The sequence below is a fragment of the Kitasatospora sp. NPDC004669 genome (genome assembly GCF_040609455.1).
Classification (GTDB): domain Bacteria; phylum Actinomycetota; class Actinomycetes; order Streptomycetales; family Streptomycetaceae; genus Kitasatospora.
Map to the genome: position 1 here is coordinate 1 of NZ_JBEXKB010000199.1, position 2,377 is coordinate 2,377.

Consider the following 2,377-nt stretch of genomic DNA (forward strand, 5'->3'; position numbering starts at 1 on the left):
GCCCTCCGTTCGCGTCCGGCCTTCGGCCGGTCGACGGACCCGCTCCGCGTGTCCGTGGCCTGACCTTCGGTCAGGCCGGCCTCGCTGCGCGAGGCCTGGGGCACTCCGCTCCGCTCCATGCCCCACCCGGGCTTCCGCTGCGCTACAGCCCAGGTGAAAGCCCCTCCGCTATGCTCCGGGGCAGGCTGGCCGGGAGGAGGGTGCGGGGTGGTGGGACGGTCCCGGCGGCCGGGGTGACTGACCGTAACGAGGATAGGAGGGGTCCGGGTGGGGGCACATCAGCTGATGCACCGTGTAGGGACAGGAGTCCCACCCCATCCCCTGTATCAGTCTTCGACCGTCAGGCGATCCCGCCGGAACGGCAGTCCCAATCCCGGCCAAACCCCCGAATCGCGGCCTGGCGGAGCGAGGCCGAAAATCCCCGGCGGGCGCGTATCAGAGACCGCCATTCAGAGAATCCCGTTCGACCCGAATACGTATCAGAAAACGCCTGCCAGGAAATCCCGCCGCAACACTGGTGTACATCCCCTGGGGGGCGTAGCGGAATCCGCCGGGTGGGTTTGGCGTGCGGGCGGGGCGTGGCGGTCTGAGCCGAACGGCGGGCGGGGCGTTGGGCCGAGTGCCCGCCTGGGCGCGCCGCGCGCGAGCGCCTCGGGTGAGGTGGGCGGTGGGCGGCCGTCGCGGTCCTCGGTCGCGCGGGCACGCCCGCTCGCCTACCTGATGAGGAGTGATCCATGCGCCGCGTCCTCCAGCGCGCCGCCGCCACGGCCGGCCTGCTGCCGGTCGTGCTCGGCCTGGCTGCCGTCCCCGCGACCGCCGCCCCCGCCGCCGTCCCGAGCGCCGTCCGCGCGGTCCTTCCCCTGGTGCACTTCAAGCACGTCCGGCTCCCGCTGTCCGGCACGATCGCCGGCACCACCGAGAACATCGCCGTGACCGGCACCCTCGACGTGCGGGTGCGCACGCTGGCCGGCGGCAACGACATCGACGTCCAGGTCGTCAGCCGCCTGATCAACACCACCGGCCGCGGCCTCACCAGCGGCCGCACCTACCGCTTCGTCGGCACCGACACGGAACGCACCGAGGTCCCGCCGACCCCGATCCGGCTGACCTTCAACCCCACCTTCCTCGAATTCCCGCCGAACCCGATCATTCCGCCGGTCCCGATCGTCCCGCCGCAGCCGATCAAGTTCCTGACCCTGAGCGTCTCCCTCGCCGGCGACGGCAGCATCGGCGCCGTCGCGGCCACCGTCAACGGCGGGGGCGGAGGCGGCGGCACCTGACCCCTCCCCCGGCCCGAGCGCCGCCGGTCCCGCGGCCCGGGGCCCGGGGCACGGGCCCCAGGCCGCCGCCCCCGCTCCCGCGCCGGGCGGACGCGCCCGCACCGCCCGGCCCGCCACCCTTGGGGGCAAAACCCGCCGCCACCTCAGTGGCTTCGTTCATGAGAATGGACAGCACTTCAACACCGATTCGGGAGGCAACACCCTCCTGAGACCGGGCGGGAATGTTCACGAGTTTCGACAGCACCGTGGCTCCCGAACGACGGACCGCCGGAGTCGCCCGCACCGTACTGACGTACGTTCGGCTCATGACTTACGTCATGGAACCCAGTTCGGAGGCCCTGTGAGCGGTTGGTGGACCTACTTGGAGGAGCAGACCCGCCAGGAGGTCGACGCGAATGTGCTGCGCGACCGCCGGATGATGGCAGTCAGGGCCGTGTGGGAGGCCCTGCGCCCGCTGGAGTTGGGTCTGCGCGAGGCGGAACAGGTGGTCCACGCGCGCTATGAGGCCCTTGGCGATCGCGTGCAACACAGCCCGCCTGATTCGCTCGATGTCCCCTCACTTGCTGCCCGCGCTGCGGCCCTCTCGGGCCAGGTGGCCGCCATTGAGGCTCTCTGGGACGGCGACACCGTCCACGACTGGTTCGTGCTGCTGGTTGCGGTCCTGGATGATCCGGCCGGAGACGGTCATTTGGCGACCATCCATCACGGCTGCGGCGGCCCCCAGCCGGGTACCGCCGCAGCCGAGGCAGGACGGGCCCTGGCCGACTACCTCGGAGTACCGTTCTACTTCGCCTCGCCGGAAGTCCCCGACGACAATGCCCCGCGCTGGCGGGCGGTCCAGGGGCTGTCCGAACGTCGTGATCAGAACAGTGGGGGGACCGCCGGTGACGCCCGGGAGTAGGCCGGCCGCAGGGTGCCTCCCGTTCTCGTGAACATCGGCCGACCGCGGATTCGCGTGCCTTCCAAATCCGTGAACAAGAGACTTCATAACTCGTGAGCAAAGCCACCTCAGCCGCCGCCACGCCCCCACCACGCCCTCGGTACCAGTTCAAGCCCAGCGCAGCTGGTCGGCGGCCCGGACGGCAGCGAGCAGGCCC

At 71.4% G+C, this 2,377-nt stretch carries 2 protein-coding genes; both read left to right on the forward strand.

Annotated features, from left to right (window positions below):
- The first annotated feature begins 734 nt into the window (after window positions 1–734).
- On the forward strand, window positions 735–1,280 hold the full coding sequence (locus tag ABZW30_RS46840) for a hypothetical protein (RefSeq protein WP_355677468.1): 546 nt from the start codon (window positions 735–737) through the stop codon (window positions 1,278–1,280).
- A gap of 361 nt (window positions 1,281–1,641) precedes the next feature.
- Window positions 1,642–2,181 (forward strand): hypothetical protein, encoded by a 540-nt coding sequence (locus tag ABZW30_RS46845; RefSeq protein WP_355677469.1) that lies wholly within the window; start codon window positions 1,642–1,644, stop codon window positions 2,179–2,181.
- The last annotated feature ends 196 nt before the right edge of the window (window positions 2,182–2,377 follow it).